Raw genomic sequence first — 24,207 nt, forward strand, 5'->3', positions numbered from 1 at the left:
GGATGGGCCTCGCACACGGTAGCGATCCGGCTCGTTCGGCGCAGAGGTTTCTCCCATCCGTTCCCGTCATCCTGAGGTGCCGCGCCAGCGGCCTCGAAGGAGGCCTCCAGGGATCGCGCGGCCGGCTGGAGGGCTCCTTCGAGGCGACTTCGCCGCACCTCAGGATGAGGGCGCGGGTTGGAGGCCCTGGGTGTGAAAAAAACCATCACCGCCGCCCCAGCAGGCCCTGCGGGCGCAGGTACATGACGGCGACCAGCAGCAGCAGCGCCGGGATCACCCGGTAGGCGGGCGAGATCAGGTAGGCGGTGGCGGTCTCCAGATACCCGACCACGTAGGCCGCGATCAGCGAGCCGGTGACGCTGCCCAACCCCCCCAGCACCACGATCGAGAAGGCGCTCGCGGTGAGCGGCCCCACCGAATACGAGGACACCCCCAGGAACATCCCGAGCAGCACGCCCGCGATGCCGGCGAGCAGCCCGTAGATCGCCCAGACCGCCACGTAGATCTTCGCCATGTCGTGGCCGAGCAGCGTCACGCCGCGCGGGTTCATGGAGGCGGCGAGCAGGACCTTGCCGGCCCGCGCCCGGTTCACGAACAGCCAGAGCAGGGCGATCACCACCCAGCAGATCAGCGCCGTGAACAGCTCGTTCTTCGGCGTGCGGACGCCCGCGATCTCGACCACGCCCTCGATCAGCGGCAGCACGGTCTTCGGGTTGTCGGTGAAGAAGTAGGCCACCAGCTCCTGGATCATGATCCCCCAGAGCAGCGTCCCGGTGAGCACGAAGATTTCCTTCTCCTCGCGCGGGATCGCCCGGCTGCGCTCGATCGGCGCCACGACGGCGAAGTAGGTGACGAGGGCGCCGGCGAGCCCGCACAGCACGCCGATCGCCGCCCCCGCGTAGGAGCCGAGCCCGAACAGGGCCGAGGCCGCCCAGGCCGCCACGGCGGCCATCACCATCAGGGCGCCGTGGGTCAGGTTGAGGACGCCCGAGACCCCGAAGATCAGGGTGAAGCCCATCGCGCCGAGCGCGTAGAGGGCCGAGATCGCGAAACCGTCGACGAGGATCTGGAGGCCGATCACCGCGCTCTCCCCGCCCGACCTACTGGACCGCCGGCTTGACCGCGGGGGGCAGGATCATGGCCCCGTTGGCGGTCGCGGCCGGCCAGATCGCCACCTGCTTGCCGTTCTGCCACTGCCCGAGCACGCTGGTCATCAGGCCGGGCCCGTACTGGATCGAGTGCGTGAACGGCTCGTCCTTGCCGTAGAACTTCAGGTGGCCGACCGTGCCGACGTAGTCGGTCTTCTCCAGGGCCTCGACGAGCTTGTCGGCCTCCAGGGAGCCCGCCCGCTTGATCGCCTCCGCGGAGTAGTAGACGGCGTCGTACGCCATGAAGCCCGCGTAGGAGGGCGCCCCGCCGAAGCGCTTGGTGAAAGCCTCCGAGAACGGGATCGTCTTCTCGGTCAGCGCCACGCCCGGCAGCGCCACGCTGTCGAACAGCACGCCCTGCGTGCCGCCGTTGGTGTTGGCCCAGAAGGTCGAGGAGGTCGCCTGCCCGCTGATGCCCGTCATGGCGATCGGCACCTGCTGGTTCTGCCACTGCACGGTCGGCTGCACGCCGACATGGGCGATGCCGGTGACGATCAGGTCGGGCTTGGCCGCCTCGATCTTGTTGTAGATCGGCGTGAAGTCGCCTGTGTCCGGCGAGAAGCGGACATGCTCGACGACCTTCAGCCCGGATTTCGGCAGGCATTCCTGGTAGGCGGCGTCCAGCGGCCGGGTCCAGGCCGCGTCCTCGCTCATGATCGCGGCGGTCTTGGCCTTGAGCTTCTCGACCAGCACCTCCTTGGCCGAGTCGCACACCGCCTGCGCCAGGGCGTGCGAGGTCAGGTAGCCGTGGAAGGTGTACTTGTTGCGCGCGTAGTCCTTGTGGACGTTCACGCTGATCTCGTTCGAGGCCGCACCGGGGGTGATCATCGGCGTCTTGAGCCGGGCCGCCCAGGGCATCAGCGCCAGCACGACCTCGGAGATGTAGCTGGCGATGACGAGGTTGACCTTGTCCTCGGACACCGCCCGCTGGAAGGCGCGCACCGCATCGGAGGCCGAGGACTTGTCGTCGTAGGTGACGACCTGGATCTGGCGGCCGTCGATCCCGCCCTTGGCGTTGATCTCGTCGGCGGCGAGTTGCACCGCCTGCGGGATCGAGGCCCCGGCCACGGACTGCGCCTCGGCGATCACGCCGATCTTGATCGGGTCCGCGGCGCGGGCCGGACCTGTGAGCATCGATCCCGCCGCCAGCAAAGCAGGCAGCATGCGCCGGATCTGGGCGCGCCGGACGACGGCACGCGCGGTCTCGGACATCGGCGTTTCCTCAATCTGTGCGCCCGAATTTTTTATTCGCGGGCTTGGCACTGACTGTAGCCGGGGCTCGACGGATCACAAGGGGCGGCCGCCGCGCCGCGGGTGACGTTTCCGGCGAGTCGTTCGCGCCCGGGGCTTCCGGGCTCCGCGGCCCGGGCCTAGGCTCGCGCCCGGCACCGCACGAATGCGGGCCCGATGGCCTCGAAGAAGGGCGGATCATCCGGTGAGGAACGCACGCACGTCCGGGCCCGTACCCGGCCGGGGCTTGGCCCCACGAGTCTGCGCATGAGCCTGCGCTGGACCCGCAGGCCCGAGGGCTCGACCTGGGGCGATTTCGGCCCCGACGACGAGCGTGGGCGCCTGAACCTGCTCACCCCCGAGAAGGTGCTGCAGGGCGTCGCCGAGGTGCGGGAGGGCCTGACCTTCTGCCTCAGCCTGCCCCTGGACCTGCCGGGCGGCAACGTCCTCAACCCGCGCCGCCACCCGCCGCAGATCACCCCGACCCGGCGCGCCAACGGCCGGCCGAACATGAACTTCCCGGTCTGCGAGGAAGTCGACGGCGCCACCGACGTGATCTGCGACGACCGGGCGCTGATCCACCTGCAATACTCGACGCAGTGGGATTCCCTCGCCCATGTCGGCTCGCTGTTCGACGCGGACGGGGCGGGCGCGGCGCCGGTCTTCTACAACGGCTTCCGCGGCGGCCGGGACATCGTCGGGCCGGAGCGCGCCGAGGCGGCCGACCAGCCCTCTCGGGCGAAGCATCTCGGGATCGAGCGGCTGGCCGAGACCGGCATGCAGGGCCGGGCCGTGATGATCGACCTGCGCGCCCATCTCGGCGACGCGAAGACCAAGGTGGGCTACGAGCAGCTCGCCCGGATCCTGGAGGCCGACGGCGTCGTGGTGGAGCCGGGCGACATGGTCTGCCTGCACACGGGCTTCGCCGAGCGCCTGATCGCCATGGGCGGGGCGCCCGACCCGAGGCTCGTCCACACTCTCTGCGCCGGGCTCGACGGGCGGGACTTGGCGCTCCTCGACTGGATCACCCGCACCGGGCTCTGCGCGCTGATCGCCGACAACTACGCCGTGGAGGCCTATCCGGCCGGGCCCGGCCCCGTCTGCTGCGCGACGCTGCCGCTGCACGAGCACTGCCTGTTCAAGCTCGGGGTCAATCTCGGCGAGCTGTGGCACCTGACGCCGCTGGCCGACTGGCTGCGGGCGCATGGCCGGAACCGCTTCCTGCTCACCGCGCCGCCCCTGCGCCTGCCCGGGGCGGTGGGCTCGCCGACGACGCCGATCGCCACGGTGTGAGGGCAGAATGGGTGCTCTTGCGTCCAAGGTCATGATTGCGCCGTCGCAAGCGCATGTCCCGCCCCACCCTGCGGGGGAGGGTGGCCCCCGAAGGGGGTCGGGAGAGGGGAGCGCCGGTGCAGAATGGGGCATTGCCCTTCATGACGGCCGCGCCTCGTCCAGAAGCCGGGTTCCCCTCTTGCGGGACTTCGTCCCGGCCCGACCGAGGCTGACGCAGGGGCCACCCTCCCCCGCAGAGGGGGGAGGGAGGGCGCGTGGCAGGTCCGGACTGTTGGGCCTTGAACGCGCGCGATCGCGTGAGTGGCGCGCCATCAGCCGGCCCGCGCCTCGGGTCCCCATCCCAAAGAGAGAGCCCGCCGCATGACCGAGATCGCGATCGTCGGCGGCGGCCTGATGGGGCACGGCATCGCCCTGGTGCTGGCGCTCCACGGGCACGCCGTGCGGATCACCGACACGCAGCCTGAGACCCGCGCGCGGATCCCCGCCCTCATGGCCTCCGCGCTCGCGACCCTGCGGGAGGCCGGCGCCGCCCCGGAGGGCTGGGATGCCGACAGGCTCGGGCTGGCCGTCCGGGTCGAGGCGGAGCTCGAACCCGCCGTGGCCGGCGCCGGCCTCGTGATCGAGGCGATCACCGAGAACCCGGAGGCCAAGCGCGCCCTCTTCGCCGAGCTCGACCGGCTCTGCCCGGCCGACACGATCCTCGCCAGCAACACCAGCTACCTCGACGTCTTCCCGCTGATCCCGGACGCCCGGCAGGCGCGGGCGCTGATCCTGCACTGGTACACGCCGCCCTACATCGTCGACCTCGTCGACGTGGTGCCGGGCCCCGGGACCGATCCGGCCATCGTCGCCGCGATGGCCGATCTGGTGCGCGGCCTCGGCCAGGTGCCGATCGTGCTGAAGCGCTTCATCCCCGGCTACATCGCCAACCGCATCCAGCAGGCGATCAGCGCCGAGGTGTTCCGGCTGCTCGACGCGGGCGTCGCCGCGCCGCGGGACATCGACGACGCGATCATCCACGGCCTGTCCCTGCGCATCCCGATCCTCGGCCACCTCGCCAAGGCCGACTTCACCGGGCTGGAGCTGACCCAGCGGGCGCTGGCCAATGCGAGCTACGCGCCGCCGCCCCCGCGCACCCGCTCCGAAACCCTGGACGCCCTCTGCGCCGAGGGCCGCACCGGGGTGATGGCGGGGCGCGGCTACTTCGACTGGGGCGGGCGTCCGCCCGAGGAGCTGTTCCGCGAGCGCGACCGCAAGCTCCTGGCGCTCAAGGCCGCGATGGCCGGGATCGGCCGGATGGAGGGGACATGATCGGGGCGAATCTCACCGGACGGCGCGTCCTCGTCACCGGGGCCTCGTCGGGCATCGGGCTCGCGACGGTGGCGATGTTCGCGCGCAACGGCGCCACGGTGGCGCTGAACCATCTGCCCGACGATTCCCGCGGCCCCGAAGAGGCCGAGCGGCTCGCCGCAGAGGGCTTTTCCGTCATCGCCCTGCCCGGGGACGTGTCCGAGCCCGGCGCCGCCGAGGCGATGGTGGCGGACGGGATCGCGCGTCTTGGCGGCCTCGACGTGCTCGTCAACAATGCCGGCACGGCGGGCACCACCACGCCGATCGCGTTCGAAGACCTCGATGCGATGACCGAAGATTTTTGGCAGACCATCCTGGCCACCAACTTGCTCGGCCCGTTCCGCTGCGCGCGTGCGGCGGCAGCAAGTCTCAAGAAAAGCCGGGGCGCCATCGTCAACACCGCCTCGGTGGCCGGGCTCGGGCGGCGCGGCTCGTCGGTCGCCTACGCGGCCAGCAAGGCCGGGCTGATCAACCTCACCCGCAGCCTCGCCCGGGCGCTGGCCCCCGACGTGCGGGTCAACGCGGTGGCGCCCGGCCTCGTCGCCACCCCCTGGACCCAGCCCTGGTCGGAGGAGCGCAAGGCCTCCACCGTCGGGCGCACCATGCTGGGCCGCATGGCCCGGCCGGAGGACGTCGCCGAGACGATCTTCTTCCTCGCGGCGGGGGCGGCCTACATCACCGGCGAGACCCTCACGGTCGACGGCGGGGCCCTGTGAGTTCGAGGACACCAGCGATGTCGCGCACCACCGTCATCACCTGCGCCCTCACGGGCTCCTTCGACACGCCGAAGAAGAACCCGGCGGTGCCGGTGAGCCCCGAGGCGATCGCACGATCCGCCCTGGAGGCGGCGTCCGCCGGGGCCGCGGTGGTCCACATCCATGTCCGCGATCCCGCGACCGCCGCGCCCAGCATGGAACTCGCCCATTACCGCGAGGTGGTGGAGCGGATCCGCGAGAAGAACGATGCCGTCATCCTCAACCTGACCACGGGGGCGGGGGGCCGGTTCGTGCCGGGCGACCCCGATCCGGCCAAAGCCGGCCCTGGCACCACCTTCGTCAGTCCGGAGGCGCGCACCCGGCACGTGGCGGCGTTGCGGCCGGAGATCTGCACCCTCGACATCGCCACGATGAATTTCGGCGAGCACCTGTTCCTGAACACCCCCGCCCATTTGCGGGCCATGGCGGGGCAGATCCGGGAGGCCGGCGTGAAGCCCGAGATCGAGGTGTTCGACCTCGGCCAGATCGAGCTGGCCCGGCACCTGATCGCCGAGGGGCATCTGGCGCGCCCGCCCCTGTTCCAGATCTGCCTCGGGATCCCCTGGGGGGCGCCGGCGACGCCCGAGGCCCTGGTGGCGATGCGGGCGCGGCTGCCGGAGGACGCGATCTGGTCGGCCTTCGGGATCGGACGTCAGGAATATCCGATGCTGGCAGTGGCGGCCGGCATGGGCGGCAACGTCCGGGTCGGGCTGGAGGACAACCTGTACCTGTCCCAGGGCAAGCTCGCGCCGAGCAACGCCGCTTTGGTGGAGAAGGCGGTGAGCCTGCTCGCCCATATCGACCGGGAGCCGGCCACGCCCGATCAGGCGCGGGCGATGTTCGGGTTGGCGCCGCGGGGGTAGAGCGCGCGGATACCGCGCCCCTCCCTCTCCCGTCTGCGGGCTACGATCGTCACGCATATCCTGCGAACATCAACGCTGGCGGCAGAGCGCGACAGGCTCCCCCTCTCCCGTGCGGGAGAAGCGACCCGCGCTCGACCTGAACTGCGGCGTGTCCAGACCCGATGTGTGAATCCGCAACCTGCGGGGGAGGGAGGGCCGCGCCCCTGACGGATTGCCCGCATCCTCACCCGTGACCGTTCCGGCCACGCCCCCCCCACAGGTACGCTGCCCTCGAAGAGACCGCGAGCATCGATCAACGGCGCCGCATCCAACAAAAAACAGGGAGAGAGACATGACGCTCCGCCACTCCGCCGCGGCGCTGCTCGGGAGCCTGTGCGCCCTCGGCGCCGGCGCGGCGCTCGCCGCCGACCTCGTGCCGGTGAAGATCGGCGTGCTGAACGACCGCTCCGGCGTCTACTTCGATTCCACCGGCGAGGGCTCGGTGGTGGCGGCCCGGATGGCGGTCGAGGATTTCAAGCCGGAGGAGCACGGGCTGAAGGTCGAGGTCGTGGCCGCCGACCACCAGAACAAGCCCGATGTCGGCGCCTCGATCACCCGGCAATGGTACGACCGCGACGGCGTCGACGCGGTGTTCGACGTGCCGACCTCCTCGGTGGCGCTCGCCATCGCGCAGATCACCAAGGAGAAGAACAAGGCCTTCATCAACTCGGGCGGCGGCACCGCCGACCTGACCGGCCCGGCCTGCACGCCCAACACCGTGCACTGGACCTACGACACCGCGGCGCTCGCCAACGGCACCGGCAAGGCCATCCTCAAGCGCGGCGGCAAGAGCTGGTACTTCATCACCGCCGACTACGCCTTCGGCCTGGCGCTCGAGCGCGACACCAAGGCGGTGGTGGAGAAGAACGGCGGCACGGTCGTCGGCGGCGTGCGCACACCGTTCCCGAACCCGGACTTCTCCTCGTTCCTGCTGCAAGCGCAGGCCTCGGGCGCCCAGGTGATCGGGCTCGCCGATGCCGGATTGGACGCCGCCAACGCCATCAAGCAGGCGCACGAGTTCGGCATCCGCCAGGGCGGCCAGACCCTCGCCGCCCTGCTGATCGCCATCACCGACATCCACTCGCTGGGCCTGGAGGTGGCGCAGGGGCTCGACTTCACCGCCTCGTTCTACTGGGACCTCAACGACGGCACCCGGGCCTTCTCGGAGCGCTTCGGGAAGCGGATGCCCGGCAAGAAGCCGACCTCGTACCAGGCGGGCGTCTACGCCAGCACGCTGCACTACCTGAAGGCGGTGGCGGCCCTGCACTCGGCCAAGGACGGCGCCGCCGTGGTCGCCAAGATGAAGGAGCTGCCCACCGACGACCCGCTGTTCGGCAAGGGCACGATCCGGCCGGACGGGCGCAAGATCCACCCGATGTACCTGTTCGAGGCCAAGGCGCCGGCCGAATCGAAGGGCGAGTGGGACCTCTACAAGGTGCTGGAGACGATCCCGGCCGAGCAGGCGTTCCGCCCGATGAGCGAGGGCGGCTGCCCGATGGTGGCTGGCATGACGGCGAAGTAGGGCCCATTGGGGCTCGCGCGGCGTGCTCTCCTCCCCCTTGTGGGGAGAAGTCGGAGGTGGGGGTGGTTCAGGGTCGAGCGGTGCGGTTCCTTCTGCGCCACCCCCACCCCTGACCCCTCCCCGCAAGGGGGAGGGGAAGGCACCGGTGAAGGCCCCCTCACGCCGCCCCGATCCGATCCAGCGCCGCCATTGCCTCATCGGACAGCCGCAGCGTCGCCGCCGCGAGGTTCTCGCCCAGGTGGCCGAGGGAGGAGGTCCCCGGGATCAGCAGAATGTTGGGCGACCGGCGCAGCAGCCACGCCAGCGCCACCTGCATCGGCGTCGCGCCGAGCCCCGCCGCCACCGCCGACAGGGTGTCCGATTGCAGCGGGCTGAACCCGCCCAGCGGGAAGAACGGCACATAGGCGATGCCCTCCGCCGCGAGGTCGTCGATGAATGCATCATCCGCGCGGTGGGCGAGGTTGTACTGGTTCTGCACGCAGACGATGTCGGTGATCCGCCGCCCGTCCGCGACCTGACGCGGCGTGGCGTTGCTCAGGCCGATCCGGCGGATCAGCCCCCGGCGCTGGAGATCGGCCAGCACGGTGAGCGGCGCCTCGATCGGGCCCTCGGCGGGGCCGTGGACGTCGAACATCAGGCGCAGGTTGACCACGTCGAGGGCATCGACGCCGAGGTTGCGCAGGTTGTCGTGGACCGCGCTGGTCAGCTCTTCGGCCGAGAAGGCCGGGTTCCACGAGGCGTCGGCCCCGCGCCGGGCGCCGACCTTGGTGACGATTACGAGGTTGTCCGGATAGGGGTGGAGCGCCTCGCGGATGATCTGGTTGGTGACGTGCGGCCCGTAGAAGTCGCTGGTGTCGATGTGGTCGACGCCCGCCGCCACCGCGGCGCGCAGCACCGCGACCGCTCCGGCGCGGTCCTTCGACGGGCCGAACACGCCGGGCCCGGCGAGCTGCATGGCCCCGTAGCCGAGCCGCGTCACGGTCCGGTCGCCGAGCCGGAACGTGCTGGCCTGCGCAATATCCGCGGTGCTGTCGGTCATGGCGAATCTCCTGTTGGCGCCCCGGATGTAGACGGCGCCGATTGCGCCGATAAGCCGTGACGAACGGCACGGGCCGTGCGAAATTTCGAACAATGACCGTCGATCTCGCCGATCTCACCGCCTTCCTGACCGTGGCGCGGGCCGGCGGTTTTCGCGACGGCGCCCGCGCCGGGGGCCGGAGCGCCTCGAGCCTGAGCGAGGCCGTGCGCAGGCTCGAGGCGGGGCTCGGCGTGCGCCTCCTGAACCGCACCACGCGCAGCGTCGCCCCCACGGAGGCGGGTGCCCGCCTGCTCGAACGGCTCGGCCCGGCGCTGGCCGAGGTGGACTCCGCCCTCGACGTGGTGAACGGCTTTCGCGACCGGCCGGCCGGCACGCTCCGGCTGAACGTACCGCTGAGCGCGGCCCGGCTGGTCCTGCCCGCCCTCGTGCCGCCCTTCCTGGCGGCCTACCCGGAGATCCGCCTGGAGGTCGTGGTCGAGGACGGGTTCGTGGACGTGCTGGCGGCCGGCTGCGACGCCGGCATCCGCTACGACGAGCGGTTGGAGCAGGACATGATCGCGGTGCCGATCGGCCCGCGGCGGCAGCGTTTCGCCACCGCGGCGGCGCCGGTCTATCTCGACCGGCGCGGCCGGCCGGAGCATCCGCGCGACCTCCTCGCCCATGCCTGCCTGCTCGGCCGGTTCCCCAGCGGCACCCTGACGGCGCCCTGGGAGTTCGAGCGCGACGGCGCCATCGTCCGGGTGGATCCGACCGGCCCGCTGATCGTGCGGGTCGGGGCCAGCGACCTCACGGTCGAAGCCGCGATCGCCGGCACCGGGATCATTCATCTGTTCGAGGACTGGCTGCGCCCGCACCTCGCCAGCGGCGCCCTGGAGCCGGTGCTGGAGCCCTGGTGGCAGGAATTTTCCGGCCCGTTCCTCTACTATCCGGGCCGGCGGCACCTGCCGGCGCCGCTGCGCGCCTTCGTGGATTTCGTCGGCGCGCAGGGCTCGCGCGCTAGAACCGGAGGGTGAAGGTCCCCTTCACGGCCTGATCCTGCGCCCGGGCGCCGGTCTGGCCCGTGTAGGACACGCCCAGGCTGGCGTTCGGCGCCACCGCCAGATCGAGCCCCACCTGCGCCACCAGCGCATCCCGGTCGATCGGAACGCCGCCGCTCAGAAAGGCCGGGCCGCCCGCCCCGAAGCGCAGCAGCGCCGTCGGCACCACGTCCCCGAACGCCCGCCGGTAGCCCACGAGACCCCGCAGCGTCACCGGAAGGCCCAGGCCCAGATCCAGGCTCGTCTGGGCCCGCACGCCCGCGGTGACGGCCCCCAGATCGTAATCGCGGGCGAAGCTCGCCAGCGCCGCCGCGCCCCCGGCCTCGGCGAACCCGTCGCGCCGGATCCCGACATAAGCCCCGCCCACGAACGGCTCGATGTAGGAGGCCGCCGGCTGCACCGCGACCGCGGCCCCGTCCTTCGACACCAGGGCCGCCGCCGCCGGAGCGCCCAGCGGGATCCTCCAGCCGATCTCGCCAAAACCCTGCAGCGTGTAGCCGCCACCGTGGCCGCTCAGCGTCTCGGACAGCCCGTAGGCCACCGCCCGGCGCGTGCGGGTGTCGGTCTCGGCGTAGATCACGCCCAGCCGCAGCGACAGCGGCCCGGCCTCGTAGCCGCCATACAGGCCGCCGAACCCGCTCTTCAGCGTCGCGCTCTCCGCCCGGCTGGTGCCGCCGGTCCGGCCGGCGCTGTCGAGATACGCCTCCGTGTAGCCGCCGACCACGCCGAAGCGCAGCCCGCTCGGGAGCCGCATGTCCGCGCCCGCCGCGAAGCCGGCGATCTGCCGGTCGAGGTCGAACGCGTTGCCGCCGCCCGCGGCCGTGCCGAACGACCCGAAGCCCTGGCCCCCACAGGCCGAACACCTGCGGGTCGAGGGTCCGCACCGGCACGTTCGCCACGACAGGCGCCCGGCCCGGCAGGTCGGCCGTGTAGGCGGACGGCAGGGTGCCGTAGTCGAGCCCAAGGCCGGGATCGCCGCCGGGATTGCCCCAGCGCAGCCGGTCGAGCACCGCCTCGCGCACGAAGAAGGCGGTCTCGTAGGCCGCCGACACGGTGCTGGCGTGGATGTCGCCGGCGAGCGCCCGGAAGCCGGCATCCGCCTCGGTGGTGGTGAAGGCGACCGCCGCGTCGGTGAGCCGGCCGGCGCCGGCCGCCTGGACGGCGTTGGCCGCCGCGATGCCGTTGCGGCTGGTGGCGGAGGCGGAGAACGGCACGTCGTTGCGGGTCAGCGTCAGGTCGACTTCGTTGGGCCGGTAGCGCAGGCCCGGGGACAGGAAGGCGAGATTCGACGTCACGCCCGCGAACTGGCCCGACACGCCGCCGGCGGCCGACAGGATGGTGTAGGTGGTGCGCGGGTTGTAGGCCCCGGAGGCCGCCAGCACCTGGACGGTGCCGCCGCCGAGGGCGGCGTTGCCGCCGGCGGTGATGCGGTCGGCTTGTCCGGCGGCGTTGGCCTCAACCCGGTAGGTCGCGCCGGGGGCGAAGGCGACAGTGCCGGTGACGGTGAGCGTGCCGATCGAGTTGCCCGGCGACACCGTGCCGCCCGGCAGCGCGCGGATCCCGCCGAGCGTGCCCGAGCCGCCGAGCACCGCCCCCTGGCGGACCGTCACGACCGAGTTGGCCAGCGAACCGTTCACGGTAAGCTGCCCCGCCTGCACGTCGGTGGCGCCCGTCAGCGTGCTGAACCCTGTGAGGGTCAGGGTGCCCGCATTGGTCTTAGTCAGCGTCCCGGATCCCGAGATGGCGTTGGCCAGGGTTCCGTCGATGGATTGATCGACCACGAGGGCCGCGTTGTCGACGATCGCGCCCGTGCCGAAGGCGCCGGCATGGCCGACCAGCGTCCCGCCGCCGATCGTCGTGCCGCCCGCATAGGTGTTGGCGCCGGTCAGCACCAAAGTGCCGCTGCCGAGCTTTACGAGGCTGCCCGTGCCGCCGATGTCGTTGCGCCAGACATCGTAGGCCGAGAAGCTGCCCTTGGCGGCGTCCATGGTGACGGTGACCGTGCCGTTGAAGGCGCCGTAGCCGTCGGCGGCGGCGAACAGGTTGATGCGATCGTAGCCCATCCCGTTATCGAGGAACCCGCCGGAGGGCAGCTCGGTGGTGGCGATCACCTCGCGCCGCTGCGCCGCGGTGAGATAGGGGAAGCGCGTCGCGAGCAGCGCCTCGGCGCCGGTCGGGACCACCGGCGGCCGGTCCGTCGGCCCGACCGACGGGAAGCCGTAGGTCAGGCGCGCCGTGTAGGCGGCCTTGTTGCGCGCGTAATCCGAGAAGCGGTCGGTCGCCGGATCGACGGCGCGGGCGCATCGCTCCAGCGGGCCGCCGCAGGCTTGACTCAGGTAGCTCTGGGCCTGCGCGAAGGCCTCGCCGATGAGAGTCGCGTTGGCCGGGTCATTGAGCGCGCGGATGGCGAAATACGTCGCCAGCACGCGGCCGCCCATCACGTCGGTGGGCGAGTGCATTCCCGCCTCGATGCGATTGTCGCCGAGTTCGCTCGCGCGGGTCAGCAATTCCTGGAAGCGCTGAGGGACCGCGTAGGCCAGCGCCATGGCCGAGAGGTAGGCGGCGTTGGTGTGGCCGCTCGGGAAGCCGCCGTCAGTGGCCGGGTTCGAGCCCTTCTCCGGCACCAGGGAGGCCGGCACCACGAAGTTGAGGCTCTGGCCGTTCAGGCTCTGCCGCCAGGGGCGCCAGTAGCTGTAGGCGTCCTTGGCGGGGCTGGTGGAGGCGTTGTTCCGGAATGCGTTGACCAGCTGCACGACCTTCCCGAGGGGCGAGCTCGTCACGCCGGCGCCGGTGCCCTGATCGTTGTACTGCACGCGCGCCGTGCTCGCGTCGAAGGCCGGGATCGTGGTGGTCGCCCCGGATCCCGCCCGGTAGGCCGGCGCCAGCGGTCCGAGGCCGTCGATGACGCTGTAGCTCTGGTTGCGGCGGTCGTCGTAATAGGCGGCGATCTCCTGATCGCGGGTCCGCTCGCCGGCCCGGTCGGCGACGATCTGGATGTTGCGCAGCAGGATGGGCGCCCCGAGGGCCGTGGCCTTCCCGGTGTCGTAGGTCCGCCCGGGGATCCAGAGCCCGCTGAAGCCGGAGAGGATATCGACGCCGTTGCCCCTCGCGGCTGTCTGCGCCTGAGCGCTCGAACCGAGGACCGCGACCATCATGGCGGCGGTCGAGACGCCGTATCGGATTTTCATAGCTCACCCCGAATCGCACGGCCATTCGGCCTTCGGGGCAAGGGAGATACGCAAGATCACGCGTGCGGCAGCGTCATAATCAGGTCATATTTTTCGTCGCTCCGCTCTGTATTGTCAAAGCAACACCCGCCTTACTGATGAATTCATCATCCGTACTGCGTTTACTTAATTGGCAAAATAGGAAATCTGCCTCGGCTTTCAGCCGAACTACACCAATCTGTCTGATTCGTCACAGGGCCTGAAGCGTGTCGGCTCACCGCGCAGCTCTGGACCTCGGCCGCGCGATCACTCCGGCAGTTCGAACACCGTGAGCTGCCCGCCCGGCGCCGTGTACTGCGACAGGGCGGCGTAGCCCCCCACCGCCCCCGAGCCGTCGGCCGGGTCGGTCAGCCCGGCCGCCAGCCCGATCCCGGCCCAGCCGCCGATTCCGGAGAGCACCGCCACGTATTGCTTCCCGCCATGCAGGTAGGTGGTGACGTTGCCGACGATCCCGGACGGGGTCTTGAACCGGTAGAGTTCGTGCCCGTCCCGGGCATCGACTGCCTTCAGGTAGCCCTCCAGCGTGCCGTAGAAGACCACGTTGCCCGCCGTGGCGAGCGCCCCCGACCAGACCGAGAACGGCTCCGGGATCGACCAGGCGATCCGCCCCTTCGCCCCGTCCCAGGCGATGAACGCCCCGGTCCGGTCGGTGCCCTCCGGCGGGTGCAGGGTGAGCGTCGCGCCGACATAGGGCTGGCCGGGCGTGTAGGTGACCCGGAACGCCTCGTAATCCATGCACATGTGGTTGGTCGGCACGTAGAACAGCCGGGTCAGCGGCGAGTAGGCCGCCGGCTGCTGGTTCTTGGCGCCGAGCGCCCCCGGGCAGATATTCTTGGTTGTCTCGTCCTCGTCGGCCTCGCCGGGGGCGTAGCGCTTGTCGACCACCGGGCGACCGTAATCGGCGGCGGCGGGGTCCATGCTGATCCGGGTCGCCCAGTTCACGCTCGGATCGAACTTGTCCGCCACGAGCAATTCACCCGTGGCCCGGTCCAGGGTGTAGCCGAAGCCGTTCCGGTCGAAATGCGTGAGCACCTTGCGGGCGCGCCCGCCGATCGCCTGCTCGGTGAGGATCATCTCGTTGACGCCGTCATAGTCCCACTGGTCGTGGGGCGTCATCTGGTAGACCCAGCGGGCGAGTCCCGTGTCGGCGTCGCGGGCGATGATCGCCTGTGCCCACCGGTTGTCGCCGGGGCGCTGGGCCGGGTTCCAGGTCGCGGGATTGCCGGTGCCGTAATAGACGAGGTTCAGGTCCGGATCGTAGGAGAACCAGCCCCAGCTGCAGGCGCCGCCGGTCCGCCACTGGTCGCCCTCCCAGCTCCTGAGGGAGGAATCCTTGCCGATCGGGCGGCCGAGCTCGGTGGTCGTGTCCGGATCGACCAGCATGTCGGCATCCGGCCCGGTGGCGTAGGCGCGCCAGAGCTGCCGACCCGTCGCCTGATCGTAGGCCGTGACGTGGCAGCGCGCGCCGTACTCGCCGCCGGCCAGCCCGACGATGAGCTTGCCGTGGACCGGCAGCACCGTGGCGGTGTTGGTCTCGCCCCGGCCCGGATCGCCGTTCTTCACCGACCACAGCACCCGGCCGGTCTCCGGATCGAGGGCGACGACCGTCGTGTCTGCCTGCTGCAGGAACAGGCGCCCGTCCGCGTAGGCGAGGCCGCGGGAGACCGTGTCGCAGCACATCACGGCGATCACGCCGGACTCCTGCCGGGGGGCGTAGCGCCACAGGATCCGGCCCTCGTGGTCGAGGTCGAGGGCGTAGACGCTGTTGGGGAAGGGGGTGTGCACGATCATCACGTGCCCGATCACGATCGGCGCCCCCTCGTGGCCGCGCAGCACCCCCGTGGAGAAGGTCCAGGCGACCTTGAGCCGCGAGACGTTGCCGGCGTCGATCTGCGCGAGGTCGGAATACCGGGTGTTGGCGTAGTCGAGGGTCTGGAGGACCGGCGGCGACTGCGCGGTGGCTGGGCCTGCGAGGCCGGCGAGCGTCAGGGCCGCCAGGATCGTCGGAACGCGCATGCTCGGACTCCACCCACCGCCCGGCGCGGCGGCGCCGGCCTCATACACCGGCCGGCGAAACCATCGCCGCGGCCAAGCGTCCGGCCGAAAGTCCGGCCAAGCCTCACATCCGCTCTTTGACGATGACCTCGGCCTCCGGGTCGGGCTCGTGGCCGGTCCTGCGCAGCAGGGGCACCACCTCGGCGGCCTCGGTGGCCACGAGGTAGCTCAGGTCGAGCCCCTCGCGGATGAAGCCGTGGCCGCGCATGTGCGCGAACAGGGCCAGCAGCGGCTCCCAGAACCCGGCCACCGAGACCAGCACCACCGGCTTCCGGTGGCGCCCGAGCTGCGCCCAGGTGAGCTGCTCGACCAGCTCCTCCAGGGTGCCGATGCCGCCCGGCAGGGTCACGAAGGCGTCCGAGCGCTCGAACATCAGGCGCTTGCGGGTGTGCATGTCGGGCACCACCACGGTCTCCTGCACCTCCGCCAGCATGTGCTCGCGGGCCTGGAGGAAGTCCGGGATGATGCCTGTGACGTGGCCGCCGGCCTCGAGCGCGGCGCGCGCCACCGTGCCCATCAGGCCGACATCGCCGCCGCCATAGACGAGGCGCATCCCGGCCTGCGCGATGGCCGTGCCGAGCCCCTCCGCGGCCGTGCGAAAGGCGGGGTCCCGCCCGAAACCGGAGCCGCAATAGACACAGACTGTCCTCACCGGAGCCATCCGGCGCCCTCCCTCGCGCGTCCGTTGCGAACCGTTCGAGACCGCCCCGCGCCCGCCCTTCCCAGGGCCAAACTGCTGAAGTCGCGGGGGATTCACCCGCCGGGGCGCCGGAACGGCTTGGTGTCGGGACCATGTACGGTATTATGCCGTGCCCCGTCGACGGTTTTTCCCGCACCGGGGCGGGATCGAGGGAGGCTTGGGTGGCGATGTCGGGACAGGTGCGGCGCAGTCTCGCCCTGGCGCTCGTCGGCCTCCTCGCCGGCCTCGGGCTCGTGGCGGCCCTGTTCGGCGGGGAGTCCCTGCGCCAGCTCACCGGCCGCGACGCGGCGGACGGCGAGACGCAGGCGCTCGCCGATCCCGGCGCGCTGGCCTCACGCCAGGATCCGTCCATCGCCCCGTCCCCGGACCGCCGCGACGATGATCGCCGCGACGCCAGTCGCCGCGACGACAGTCGCCGCGACGGCAAGCCGGGCCAGGCCGGGACGGCATCCGGCGCGGCATCCGGGGCGCCGGGCGATGCCCGCCCGGCCGGATCCGCCAAGCCGGCCTCGGCGGTGCCGCGCTTCGACATCGTCCGGGTCGAGCCGAACGGCGACGCCGTGGTGGCCGGCCAGGGCGCGCCGAACGCCGTCGTCGAGATGCTGGTCAACGGCAAGCCGGTGGCCAAGGCGACCGCCGACGCGGGCGGGCAATTCGCCGTCGTGCCGCCGGCCCTGCCCGCGGGATCGAGCCAGATCCGGCTGCGCATGACCGGCAAGGACGGCCGTGCGGCCGAGTCCGAGCAGAGCGTCGCGGTGGACGTCGCCCCCGGGCGCGACCGCCAGCCCCTCGTCGCCCTGACGGCCCCGGACGCCGCGACCGTGGTGCTGTCGCAGCCCGGCGCGGCCGGCCCCAAAGCTGCCGCGGCGGCATCGGCCGGCGCCCCCGGGCCGGGGCAGCCGACCCGGATCGCGAGCGTGGACGTGCAGGAGAACGGGCGGCTGTTCGTCACGGCGACCGGCACCCCCGGCGCGGCCATCCGACTCTACCTCAACGACACCCTGATCGCCCCGGGGCGCATCGGCCCGGACGGGCGGGCGAGCTTCACCATCGGGCGCGGCATGAAGCCGGGCCAGTATCAGGTGCGGATCGACCAGATCGACCCGGCCACCGGCAAGGTGGAGACCCGCGCCGAGGTCCCGCTCTCCGTGGCCGAACCCGCCCGGATGGCCGCCCGCGAGCCCGCGGGATCGCGGCCACCGGCCGCCCGGGGCCATGCCCAGACGAACGCTCAGGCAAACGCGCCTGCGAACGCGCCTGCGAACGCCGAGGCGGTCCCCCGGGCGGCCCCCCGGACGGCCCCTCAGGACGAGGCCCGGCCGAGCGGGCGGGCCGGCAGCCACGGCAGCACGACCGGCCAAGGGGCAGGCAACGGGGCAGTCAACGGGGCAGTCGACGGGACAGGCAGCGCGCGCCCCGGTACCACCGGGAGCGGCGGGGCCGGCCACACGACGGCCGACACGGCGGGCGGCCTGCCCGCCGGGCCCGATCGCGCCGGGACGGCCGCGCCCGGTATGCCGGCGGCGGCCCCTGATCCGCGGCAGGTCGCGGAGGGCGACCCGGACGCCGCGGTCTACGTGCCGGAGATCAACACCGCCAAGATCACCCGCGGCGACAACCTCTGGCGGATCAGCCAGCGCACCTACGGGCGCGGCGAGCGCTACACGGTGATCTACGACGCCAACCAGACCCAGATCCGCGATCCCGATCTGATCTACCCCGGCCAGATCTTCGTGCTGCCATCTGACAAGCGGGGGTGATCGTCCCTCACTCCACCACCTGATCGTCCCCCGCGAAGGCCAGCCGGCGCAGCCGGCGCAGGGAGGCGGCCAGATCCTCGTGCGACGGCACCGCCAGGGCGAGGCGGACCGCGTTCGGCGCGTGGCCGGGGGCGACCGCGAAGGCCGGGGCCGGGATCAGCGCGATCCCCTGGCGCAGGGCCGCCGCCGCGAAGGCCTCGGCCCGCCACGTCTCGGGCAGCTCCAGCCACAGGTGATAGGCCTGGCGGTCGCCGATTGCGCGCAGGTCGGCCAGGGCCTCCCGGGCGATCTCCTGCCGGGCCGCGGCGTCCCGGCGCTTGACCGCGGCGAGGGCGGCGGCCGCGCCCCCCGCCATCCAGTGCATGCCGGCCGCGAGCGACAGGCCGAGCGCCGTCCAGGCGCCCTGGCGGATCGAGGCGGCGAGCCGGTCGGTCAGGGGCGGGGGCGCCGCGACCAAGCCCAGGGTCAGCGACGGCATCACCCGCTTCGAGAGGCTGTCCACCAGGATCACCCGGTCCGGCGCCAAACAGGCAAGCGGCCGGGTGTCGGCGAGGAAGCTGTAGACCGCATCCTCGATCGCGATGAGCCCGGTCCGCTCCAGCACGGCGGCGAGGTCGGCGCGCCGGCCCGGCCCCATCGTGGCGCCGAGCGGGTTCTGCAGGGTCGGCTGGAGGTAGACGCCGCTCAGCGGGTTCGCCCGGTGCGCCTGGAGCAGCGCCTCGGGGCAGAGCCCCTCGGCATCCATGGCGACCGGCACCAGCGTGATGCCGAGCCGGGCCGCGATCGCCTTCACCATCGGGTAGGTGAGGGGCTCGCAGGCGATCCGCTCGCCCGGTGCCGCCAGCGCGGCCAGCGCCGCCGCCAGTGCCTGCCGCCCGTTGCCGGTGAACAGGATGTCGGCCGGATCGGGACTGTGGCCGTCCTGGGCGAGGAACGCCGCCGCGATTCCCTGCGCCTGCGGCGTGCCCGCGGGCCCGTACTGGCCGAACGCCATCGCGCCGCCCTCGCCGGCGAGCGCCGCGAGGGTCTCGGCCAGCACGGCCTCCTGCTCGGGCAGCCGCGAATGGGTCCGCTGGAGATCGATCGCCGCGGGGGGCGGCTCCGGCTGGAGAAGCCCGGCGCGGCCCGGCTCGGACCGGACATAGGTGCCCCGCCCGACCTCCCCGGTGACGAGGCCCCGGCGGGCCAGTTCCGCATAGACCCGGCTCGCGGTCGAGACCGCGATGCCGCGGTCGTAGGCGAAGTCGCGCTGCGGCGGCAGCTTCGCCCCGGGCGCGAGCCGTCCGGCCGCGATATCGGCGGCGATCGCGTCGGCGACGGAGCGGAAATCCGCAGATCGCATGATTGCTCCGAGTTCAATGTTTCGATTGATCCGAGATGCGTATCGGATCAATGCTGCGTCCGCAATCCCGGCCGGACTGCTCCCCTGCCACCGGATTCTCTCCCGATGCCCGCCCTTGCCCTGTCCGATACCACCGCGGCCGACCGTGCCGCGTCCGGCCCGTCCCTGCCGCGCCTCTGGCTGGCGCGCCTCTGGCTGGCGCGCCTCTGGCTGGATCGCCTGCGCACGCGCCGGGCGCTCGCCGCCCTGCATCCCGAGCAGATCCGCGACGCCGGCCTCGATCCCTGGCTGCTGCGCGCGGAGGTCCGGAAGCCGTTCTGGCGCGCGTGACGCAAGGGCCTTGCACGCGGCGCGGGTGCTCCCGCGCCGCCCCGGGCCTATATGCGGGGTCCACGACACCCGTCCTGCAGACCCCTTCATGACCGACGACACCGCGCCCCCGGCCGGGCCCAAACCCCCGGCCGAGCGCCCCGGGCTGATCGCCACCTATCGCCGGCTCTGGCCACATCTCTGGCCGCACGGGCGGCCGGACCTCCAGCGCCGCGTCTTCCTGGCGTTCGGCCTGCTGCTCGCCGCCAAGCTGGTGACCATGGTGACGCCGTTCACCTTCAAATGGATCACCGACGCGCTGGTCGCGGCCATCGGGGGCGAAGAGGGCCAGCATGCGCCGATGCCCACGGGGCTTCTCGCCGCGCCGATGCTGCTGATCGCCCTCTACGGCGTCTCGCGGATCGCCATGTCGGCCTTGACCCAGATGCGCGACGGGCTGTTCGCCAAGGTGGCGATGCACGCGGTGCGCCGCCTCGCGCTCCAGACCTTCGAGCACATGCACCGCCTGTCCCTGCGCTTCCACCTGGAGCGCAAGACCGGCGGCCTGACCCGGGTGCTGGAGCGCGGCCGCGCCGGCATCGAGGAATTGTCGCGCCTCATGGTGCTGACCCTGGTGCCGACCATCGTCGAGTTCGTGCTCGTGCTCGGCGTGCTCGCCTACGAGTTCAACTGGACCTACGCGGCGACCGCCTTCGCGACGGTCGCGGCCTATCTGGCCTTCACCTACAAGGCGACCGAGTGGCGGATCGCCATCCGCCGCCGGATGAATGCGTCGGATACCGACGCCAACACCAAGGCGGTCGATTCGCTGCTCAACTACGAAACCGTCAAGTATTTCGGCGCGGAACGCCGGGAGGCCGCCCGCTATGACGAATCGATGGCAAAGTACGAAAAGGCCTCGACCCAGACCTACGTGTCGCTGGCGGTGCTGAATGCCGGGCAGGCGGTGATCTTCACCCTGGGCATGACCGTGGTGATGTGGCTCGCGGCGCGCGACATCCTGGCCGGGCGGACCACGATCGGCGGCTTCGTGCTGGCCAACACCATGCTGGTGCAGCTCTCGATGCCGTTGAACTTCATGGGCATGATCTACCGGGAGATCAAACAGGCGCTGATCGACATCGACGACATGTTCCGCATCCTCGGGCAGAACCCCGAGATCGCCGACCGTCCCGGCGCGGCGCCGCTCAACGTGGCGGGCGGTACGGTGCGGTTCGCGGATGTCCGCTTCGCCTACAATCCCGAGCGGCCGATCCTGCGGGGCGTCTCGTTCGAGATCCCGGCGGGGCAGACGGTGGCGGTGGTGGGGCCCTCCGGCGCCGGCAAGTCGACGCTCTCGCGCCTGCTGTTCCGGTTCTACGAGCCGCAGGGCGGCCGGATCAGCATCGACGGGCAGGACATCGCCGCGGTGACGCAGGAATCCTTGAGGGCGGCGATCGGCATGGTCCCGCAGGACACGGTGCTGTTCAACGACACGATCGGCTACAACATCCGCTACGGCCGGGCCGACGCCACCGACGCCGAGCTCAAGGAGGCGGCCCGCCTCGCCCAGATCGACGGCTTCGTGTCGAGCCTGCCGGAGGGCTACGACACCCCGGTGGGCGAGCGCGGCCTGAAGCTCTCGGGCGGCGAGAAGCAGCGGGTCGCCATCGCGCGCACGATCCTCAAGGCCCCGCCGATCCTCGTGCTCGACGAGGCGACCTCGGCCCTCGACAGCTTCACGGAGGCCGAGATCCAGGCGGCGCTCGACCGGGTCAGCCGCGGCCGCACCACGCTGGTGATCGCCCACCGGCTGTCCACGGTGGTCAACGCCGACGCGATCCTGGTGCTCGACCACGGCCGCATCGTCGAGCGCGGCACCCATGCCGAATTGCTGGAGGCGGGGGGCGTCTACGCGGCGCTCTGGGACCGCCAGCGGGAGGCCGACGCGGCCCTCGAAGTGCTCCAGCGCGCCGACGCGCTGGTGGTGCCGCGCCCCGGCCGGACGGCCGTGCCGGAGACCGAGGCCGCGGAGTAGGGGGGCGACGCTACGCTCAGGTCGTCCGCCCCCGGACCTTTACCCCCAGCAACGCCTCGAACGGCAGCACCATCGCGCCCTTGTCCTTGTCGGCGTGGCCCTGGCGGAGCGCCGTCTGGTAGGTGGCGGTGGCGGCCGCCGTGACGGGCATCGGGAAACCGTTCTCCGCCGCGATGGCTGCCGCGGCGACGAGGTCCTTGTAGGCCGCGCCCATCGGGTAACCCTCGTCGAAGCGGCCCTCAAGGATGCGCGGCACGAAGTACTGCGCCGCGTAGCTCCGGCTGGTGCCGGTGGTGACCACCTGGGCGAGCTGATCCGGATCGAGCCCCATCGCCACCGCCATGGGCAGCACCTCGGCGAGCGCCGCGATGTTGATGTCGTAGAGCACGTTGTTGATCGTCTTGGTGAGCTGGCCGGACCCGGTCGGACCCATGTGCAGGATCGTCGTGCCGATCCGCTCCAGGAGCGGGCGCACCCGCGCGACGGCCCCGGCGGCGCCGCCGCACATCACGGTGAGCGTCCCGGCCTCGGCGCCGGCCGGCGCCCCGGAGACGGGCGCATCGACGAACCGGCGCCCGGTCGCCGCCACGGCGCGGCCGATCGCCAGCGCCTTGGCGTGCGCGATGGTGCTGAGATCGACCACCACCGCGTCGGCGGCGAGGCGCTCGAGCAGCCTGTCCGCGCCGAGCAGGGCCGCCTCGACCGCGTCGCCGTTCGGCAGGCACAGGAACAGGACCTCGACGCCGGCGGCCTGCCCGGGATCCGCCGTGGCGACGAGGCCCGGCGCGTCGAGCCCCGCGAGGCGCGCCGGATCGGCATCCACCGCGACGATGGTCTCGGCCTCCGAGGCGCGCTTGGCCGCGAGGTTCCGGGCGATGGGATGGCCCATCGCGCCGAGGCCAAGGAGAGCGATGCGGGTGGGCATGGAACCTCTCCGAACGAACTTGTATCCCGGCCTGAGAAGGACATGTCCGGGACGACTGTGCGGACCCGCGCCATGACGCGCTCTGCGTCGGAACAGCGGGTATCGAAATCCCTTGACGTCGGCCCCCTGGCAGCCGAGCACAAAGCCGTGGGACGCACTGCGCAGCTTCCAGCCACCGACCTCGTCGGTATCGGGCTCTATACGCCTGCCGAGGCCGGCCGTCTGCTGCGCATCGCACCGGCGAAGATTTCGCGATGGCTCCGCGGTCACGAAGTCAACGGGACGCGCTATGAGCCGCTCTGGCAGCCGCAAATCGATCTCGGAGACGACGGCATCGCCCTCGGCTTCCGGGATCTCCAGGAAATCCGTGTCGCCGCGACCTTCATTGAGAAGGGTCTGAGCCCGCAGCGTGTCCGTCAAACGATCGCGCTGGCCCGCGAGGTCGTCGGCGACGCACGGCCGCTCTCGACGGCTCGCTTCCGATCCGACGGCCGGACGGTGTTCCTCCAAGTCGTCGAAGCAGACGGTCAGACCAAGCTCATCGACTTGTTCCGGAAGCAGTTCGCGTTCCGCGACATTGTGGAGCGCAGCCTGACCAACCTCGATTACGACGAGGCCGGCATTCCCGCGGTCTGGTGGCCGCTCGGGCGCGGCAGCTCGGTGAAGATCGATCCGGCCCGTTCGTTCGGACAGCCGATCGAGGCCGAGACCTCCGTGCCCGTGGACGCGCTCGTGTCTGCCGTCGAGGCCGAAGGCTCGCCGGAGGCCGCCGCTCGTGTCTGGGACGTGCCGGTCCGCGCCATGAAGCGTGCGATGGCCTTCCGACGCGCGTTCGATCTGCAGGCGGCCGCTTGAAGGTCTTCTTCGACAACTGCACGACCCCCGTGCTGGCCGAAACCCTGGACGGCTACCTCCGGCATCGGAGAGAGGGGGCCTTGCACATCCGTGACCTTCCGTGCGGCCGGCACGCCTCGGACCTCGCCTGGATTGGCCTACCTCGCGGGCACCAGCGATGACTGGCTCGTCGTCACCGGCGACAGGCGCATCCAGAAGAACAAGGCGGAGCGCGCGGCCTTCCGGCAGGCCGGCCTGAAGGGTTTCGTTCTGGCACCTGGCTATCAGAGCACGCCCATCAACCGGCAGGCCTCGTTCCTGATCTGGCGGTGGCCGGACATCGACGGTCTTTTGCGGAGCCTGGAAACGCCGTTCCTGTTCGAGATTCCGATGCATCGGCAGGCCGGCTTCCGGCAGCTCCCGCTCTGACAGCACGGCCCGTGATGGCAGAGTTCTTGTGCCGTCCGCCAGAATACTCCCGCAACCCAGGTCGGTACGGAAAGGGCCACTCTTGACAATCTTCCTATTTTGTGCTCATTAGCCGCCACCTGTCCGCGGCGCTTCGGGAGCGATCCCGGGGCGTCCTTCGGGGGCCCGCCCGGTGGCTGACCGGGCGGGTCTGCGGATGGGGCGGTGCCCGCGTCGGTGGCTTCAGCCGCCATCGCCCCGGGCGGCGGAACCGGTACAGGGCGTGCTCGGATGCGGGGCGTGAGAAACAACGCTGAACCCGGCGGGGGGAGG

Annotated in this window: 19 protein-coding genes and 1 pseudogene; 11 read left to right on the top strand and 9 right to left on the bottom strand. The window is 71.6% G+C overall.

Going from position 1 to position 24,207, the window contains the following annotated elements; translation table 11 throughout:
* Nucleotides 1-205: 205 nt before the first annotated feature.
* Both AAHG09_RS23615 and AAHG09_RS23620 read right to left on the bottom strand, forming a co-directional pair.
* Entirely contained in the window at nucleotides 206-1,081 is an 876-nt protein-coding gene (locus AAHG09_RS23615) for a branched-chain amino acid ABC transporter permease (RefSeq protein ID WP_210026865.1), read from the bottom strand.
* A gap of 19 nt (nucleotides 1,082-1,100) precedes the next feature.
* On the bottom strand, nucleotides 1,101-2,360 hold the full coding sequence (locus AAHG09_RS23620; protein ID WP_342109950.1) for an ABC transporter substrate-binding protein: 1,260 nt from the start codon (nucleotides 2,358-2,360) through the stop codon (nucleotides 1,101-1,103).
* Between the two features lie 285 nt (nucleotides 2,361-2,645).
* Between AAHG09_RS23620 and AAHG09_RS23625 the strand changes: the two genes are divergently transcribed.
* From AAHG09_RS23625 to AAHG09_RS23645, 5 genes are all read left to right on the top strand, one after another.
* On the top strand, nucleotides 2,646-3,671 hold the full coding sequence (locus tag AAHG09_RS23625; protein WP_342109951.1) for a cyclase family protein: 1,026 nt from the start codon (nucleotides 2,646-2,648) through the stop codon (nucleotides 3,669-3,671).
* A 360-nt stretch (nucleotides 3,672-4,031) separates the two neighbouring features.
* Entirely contained in the window at nucleotides 4,032-4,982 is a 951-nt protein-coding gene (locus tag AAHG09_RS23630) for a 3-hydroxyacyl-CoA dehydrogenase family protein (RefSeq protein WP_342109952.1), read from the top strand.
* Nucleotides 4,979-5,737, top strand: coding sequence for an SDR family NAD(P)-dependent oxidoreductase (locus AAHG09_RS23635; protein WP_342109953.1), 759 nt, complete (start codon nucleotides 4,979-4,981; stop codon nucleotides 5,735-5,737). The genes AAHG09_RS23630 and AAHG09_RS23635 overlap by 4 nt, the downstream gene beginning before the upstream one ends.
* A gap of 17 nt (nucleotides 5,738-5,754) precedes the next feature.
* Nucleotides 5,755-6,639 carry a beta-keto acid cleavage family enzyme gene (locus AAHG09_RS23640; RefSeq protein WP_342109954.1) on the top strand — a complete coding sequence of 295 codons (885 nt, stop codon included), beginning with the start codon at nucleotides 5,755-5,757 and terminating at the stop codon, nucleotides 6,637-6,639.
* Between the two features lie 331 nt (nucleotides 6,640-6,970).
* Nucleotides 6,971-8,200 carry an ABC transporter substrate-binding protein gene (locus AAHG09_RS23645; protein ID WP_342109955.1) on the top strand — a complete coding sequence of 410 codons (1,230 nt, stop codon included), beginning with the start codon at nucleotides 6,971-6,973 and terminating at the stop codon, nucleotides 8,198-8,200.
* Between the two features lie 157 nt (nucleotides 8,201-8,357).
* On the opposite strand, the gene AAHG09_RS23650 is transcribed toward AAHG09_RS23645, so the two are convergent.
* The gene (locus AAHG09_RS23650) at nucleotides 8,358-9,239 is read right to left on the bottom strand and encodes an aldo/keto reductase family oxidoreductase (RefSeq protein WP_342109956.1); all 882 of its coding nucleotides are present in this window, start codon (nucleotides 9,237-9,239) and stop codon (nucleotides 8,358-8,360) included.
* A 92-nt stretch (nucleotides 9,240-9,331) separates the two neighbouring features.
* On the opposite strand from AAHG09_RS23650, the gene AAHG09_RS23655 reads away from it, so the two are divergent.
* Nucleotides 9,332-10,252 (top strand): LysR family transcriptional regulator, encoded by a 921-nt coding sequence (locus AAHG09_RS23655; RefSeq protein ID WP_342109957.1) that lies wholly within the window; start codon nucleotides 9,332-9,334, stop codon nucleotides 10,250-10,252.
* On the opposite strand, the gene AAHG09_RS23660 is transcribed toward AAHG09_RS23655, so the two are convergent.
* The 4 genes and pseudogenes from AAHG09_RS23660 to AAHG09_RS23675 all read right to left on the bottom strand — a co-directional run bounded on the left by AAHG09_RS23660 (nucleotide 10,236) and on the right by AAHG09_RS23675 (nucleotide 16,219).
* Nucleotides 10,236-11,372 (bottom strand): autotransporter outer membrane beta-barrel domain-containing protein, encoded by a 1,137-nt coding sequence (locus tag AAHG09_RS23660; RefSeq protein ID WP_342109970.1) that lies wholly within the window; start codon nucleotides 11,370-11,372, stop codon nucleotides 10,236-10,238. The genes AAHG09_RS23655 and AAHG09_RS23660 overlap by 17 nt on opposite strands.
* Nucleotides 11,373-11,952: 580 nt before the next feature.
* Nucleotides 11,953-13,464 (bottom strand): annotated as a pseudogene (locus AAHG09_RS23665) (acid phosphatase); the annotation flags it as partial.
* A gap of 285 nt (nucleotides 13,465-13,749) precedes the next feature.
* Nucleotides 13,750-15,519 (bottom strand): methanol/ethanol family PQQ-dependent dehydrogenase, encoded by a 1,770-nt coding sequence (locus AAHG09_RS23670; RefSeq protein WP_342109958.1) that lies wholly within the window; start codon nucleotides 15,517-15,519, stop codon nucleotides 13,750-13,752.
* A gap of 103 nt (nucleotides 15,520-15,622) precedes the next feature.
* Entirely contained in the window at nucleotides 15,623-16,219 is a 597-nt protein-coding gene (locus AAHG09_RS23675) for an LOG family protein (RefSeq protein ID WP_342109959.1), read from the bottom strand.
* Between the two features lie 206 nt (nucleotides 16,220-16,425).
* Here AAHG09_RS23675 and AAHG09_RS23680 point away from each other — a divergent pair, with 206 nt between their 5' ends.
* Nucleotides 16,426-18,018: a LysM peptidoglycan-binding domain-containing protein gene (locus AAHG09_RS23680; RefSeq protein WP_342109971.1), complete on the top strand. Its 1,593-nt coding sequence runs from the start codon at nucleotides 16,426-16,428 to the stop codon at nucleotides 18,016-18,018.
* 7 nt (nucleotides 18,019-18,025) lie between these two features.
* Here the strand turns inward: AAHG09_RS23680 and AAHG09_RS23685 are convergent, their stop codons facing one another.
* A complete protein-coding gene (locus tag AAHG09_RS23685) occupies nucleotides 18,026-19,360 on the bottom strand; it encodes an aminotransferase-like domain-containing protein (RefSeq protein WP_342109960.1) in 1,335 nt (444 codons plus the stop codon).
* Nucleotides 19,361-19,465: 105 nt separating this feature from the next.
* On the opposite strand from AAHG09_RS23685, the gene AAHG09_RS23690 reads away from it, so the two are divergent.
* On the top strand, nucleotides 19,466-19,690 hold the full coding sequence (locus tag AAHG09_RS23690) for a DUF1127 domain-containing protein (RefSeq protein ID WP_342109961.1): 225 nt from the start codon (nucleotides 19,466-19,468) through the stop codon (nucleotides 19,688-19,690).
* Nucleotides 19,691-19,778: 88 nt separating this feature from the next.
* On the top strand, nucleotides 19,779-21,707 hold the full coding sequence (locus tag AAHG09_RS23695) for an ABCB family ABC transporter ATP-binding protein/permease (protein ID WP_342109962.1): 1,929 nt from the start codon (nucleotides 19,779-19,781) through the stop codon (nucleotides 21,705-21,707).
* 16 nt (nucleotides 21,708-21,723) lie between these two features.
* Here AAHG09_RS23695 and AAHG09_RS23700 read toward each other — a convergent pair whose 3' ends face one another.
* On the bottom strand, nucleotides 21,724-22,632 hold the full coding sequence (locus AAHG09_RS23700) for an NAD(P)-dependent oxidoreductase (protein ID WP_342109963.1): 909 nt from the start codon (nucleotides 22,630-22,632) through the stop codon (nucleotides 21,724-21,726).
* A 72-nt stretch (nucleotides 22,633-22,704) separates the two neighbouring features.
* On the opposite strand from AAHG09_RS23700, the gene AAHG09_RS23705 reads away from it, so the two are divergent.
* Nucleotides 22,705-23,487, top strand: coding sequence for a hypothetical protein (locus AAHG09_RS23705; RefSeq protein ID WP_342109964.1), 783 nt, complete (start codon nucleotides 22,705-22,707; stop codon nucleotides 23,485-23,487).
* A 132-nt stretch (nucleotides 23,488-23,619) separates the two neighbouring features.
* Nucleotides 23,620-23,895, top strand: a complete 276-nt coding sequence (locus AAHG09_RS23710) for a PIN-like domain-containing protein (protein ID WP_342109965.1) — start codon at nucleotides 23,620-23,622, stop codon at nucleotides 23,893-23,895.
* The last annotated feature ends 312 nt before the right edge of the window (nucleotides 23,896-24,207 follow it).

Source organism: Methylobacterium guangdongense, assembly GCF_038442355.1.
GTDB lineage: Bacteria > Pseudomonadota > Alphaproteobacteria > Rhizobiales > Beijerinckiaceae > Methylobacterium > Methylobacterium guangdongense.

Bases quoted from the DNA above. Each gene is read 5' to 3' on its own strand.
- AAHG09_RS23620 (WP_342109950.1), bottom strand. From the start codon at position 2,360: ATGTCCGAGACCGCGCGTGCCGTCGTCCGGCGCGCCCAGATCCGGCGC.
- AAHG09_RS23625 (WP_342109951.1), top strand. From the start codon at position 2,646: ATGAGCCTGCGCTGGACCCGCAGGCCCGAGGGCTCGACCTGGGGCGAT.
- AAHG09_RS23630 (WP_342109952.1), top strand. From the start codon at position 4,032: ATGACCGAGATCGCGATCGTCGGCGGCGGCCTGATGGGGCACGGCATC.
- AAHG09_RS23635 (WP_342109953.1), top strand. From the start codon at position 4,979: ATGATCGGGGCGAATCTCACCGGACGGCGCGTCCTCGTCACCGGGGCC.
- AAHG09_RS23640 (WP_342109954.1), top strand. From the start codon at position 5,755: ATGTCGCGCACCACCGTCATCACCTGCGCCCTCACGGGCTCCTTCGAC.
- AAHG09_RS23645 (WP_342109955.1), top strand. From the start codon at position 6,971: ATGACGCTCCGCCACTCCGCCGCGGCGCTGCTCGGGAGCCTGTGCGCC.
- AAHG09_RS23650 (WP_342109956.1), bottom strand. From the start codon at position 9,239: ATGACCGACAGCACCGCGGATATTGCGCAGGCCAGCACGTTCCGGCTC.
- AAHG09_RS23655 (WP_342109957.1), top strand. From the start codon at position 9,332: ATGACCGTCGATCTCGCCGATCTCACCGCCTTCCTGACCGTGGCGCGG.
- AAHG09_RS23660 (WP_342109970.1), bottom strand. From the start codon at position 11,372: ATGCCGGCTTCCGGGCGCTCGCCGGCGACATCCACGCCAGCACCGTGT.
- AAHG09_RS23670 (WP_342109958.1), bottom strand. From the start codon at position 15,519: ATGCGCGTTCCGACGATCCTGGCGGCCCTGACGCTCGCCGGCCTCGCA.
- AAHG09_RS23675 (WP_342109959.1), bottom strand. From the start codon at position 16,219: ATGGCTCCGGTGAGGACAGTCTGTGTCTATTGCGGCTCCGGTTTCGGG.
- AAHG09_RS23680 (WP_342109971.1), top strand. From the start codon at position 16,426: ATGTCGGGACAGGTGCGGCGCAGTCTCGCCCTGGCGCTCGTCGGCCTC.
- AAHG09_RS23685 (WP_342109960.1), bottom strand. From the start codon at position 19,360: ATGCGATCTGCGGATTTCCGCTCCGTCGCCGACGCGATCGCCGCCGAT.
- AAHG09_RS23690 (WP_342109961.1), top strand. From the start codon at position 19,466: ATGCCCGCCCTTGCCCTGTCCGATACCACCGCGGCCGACCGTGCCGCG.
- AAHG09_RS23695 (WP_342109962.1), top strand. From the start codon at position 19,779: ATGACCGACGACACCGCGCCCCCGGCCGGGCCCAAACCCCCGGCCGAG.
- AAHG09_RS23700 (WP_342109963.1), bottom strand. From the start codon at position 22,632: ATGCCCACCCGCATCGCTCTCCTTGGCCTCGGCGCGATGGGCCATCCC.
- AAHG09_RS23705 (WP_342109964.1), top strand. From the start codon at position 22,705: ATGACGCGCTCTGCGTCGGAACAGCGGGTATCGAAATCCCTTGACGTC.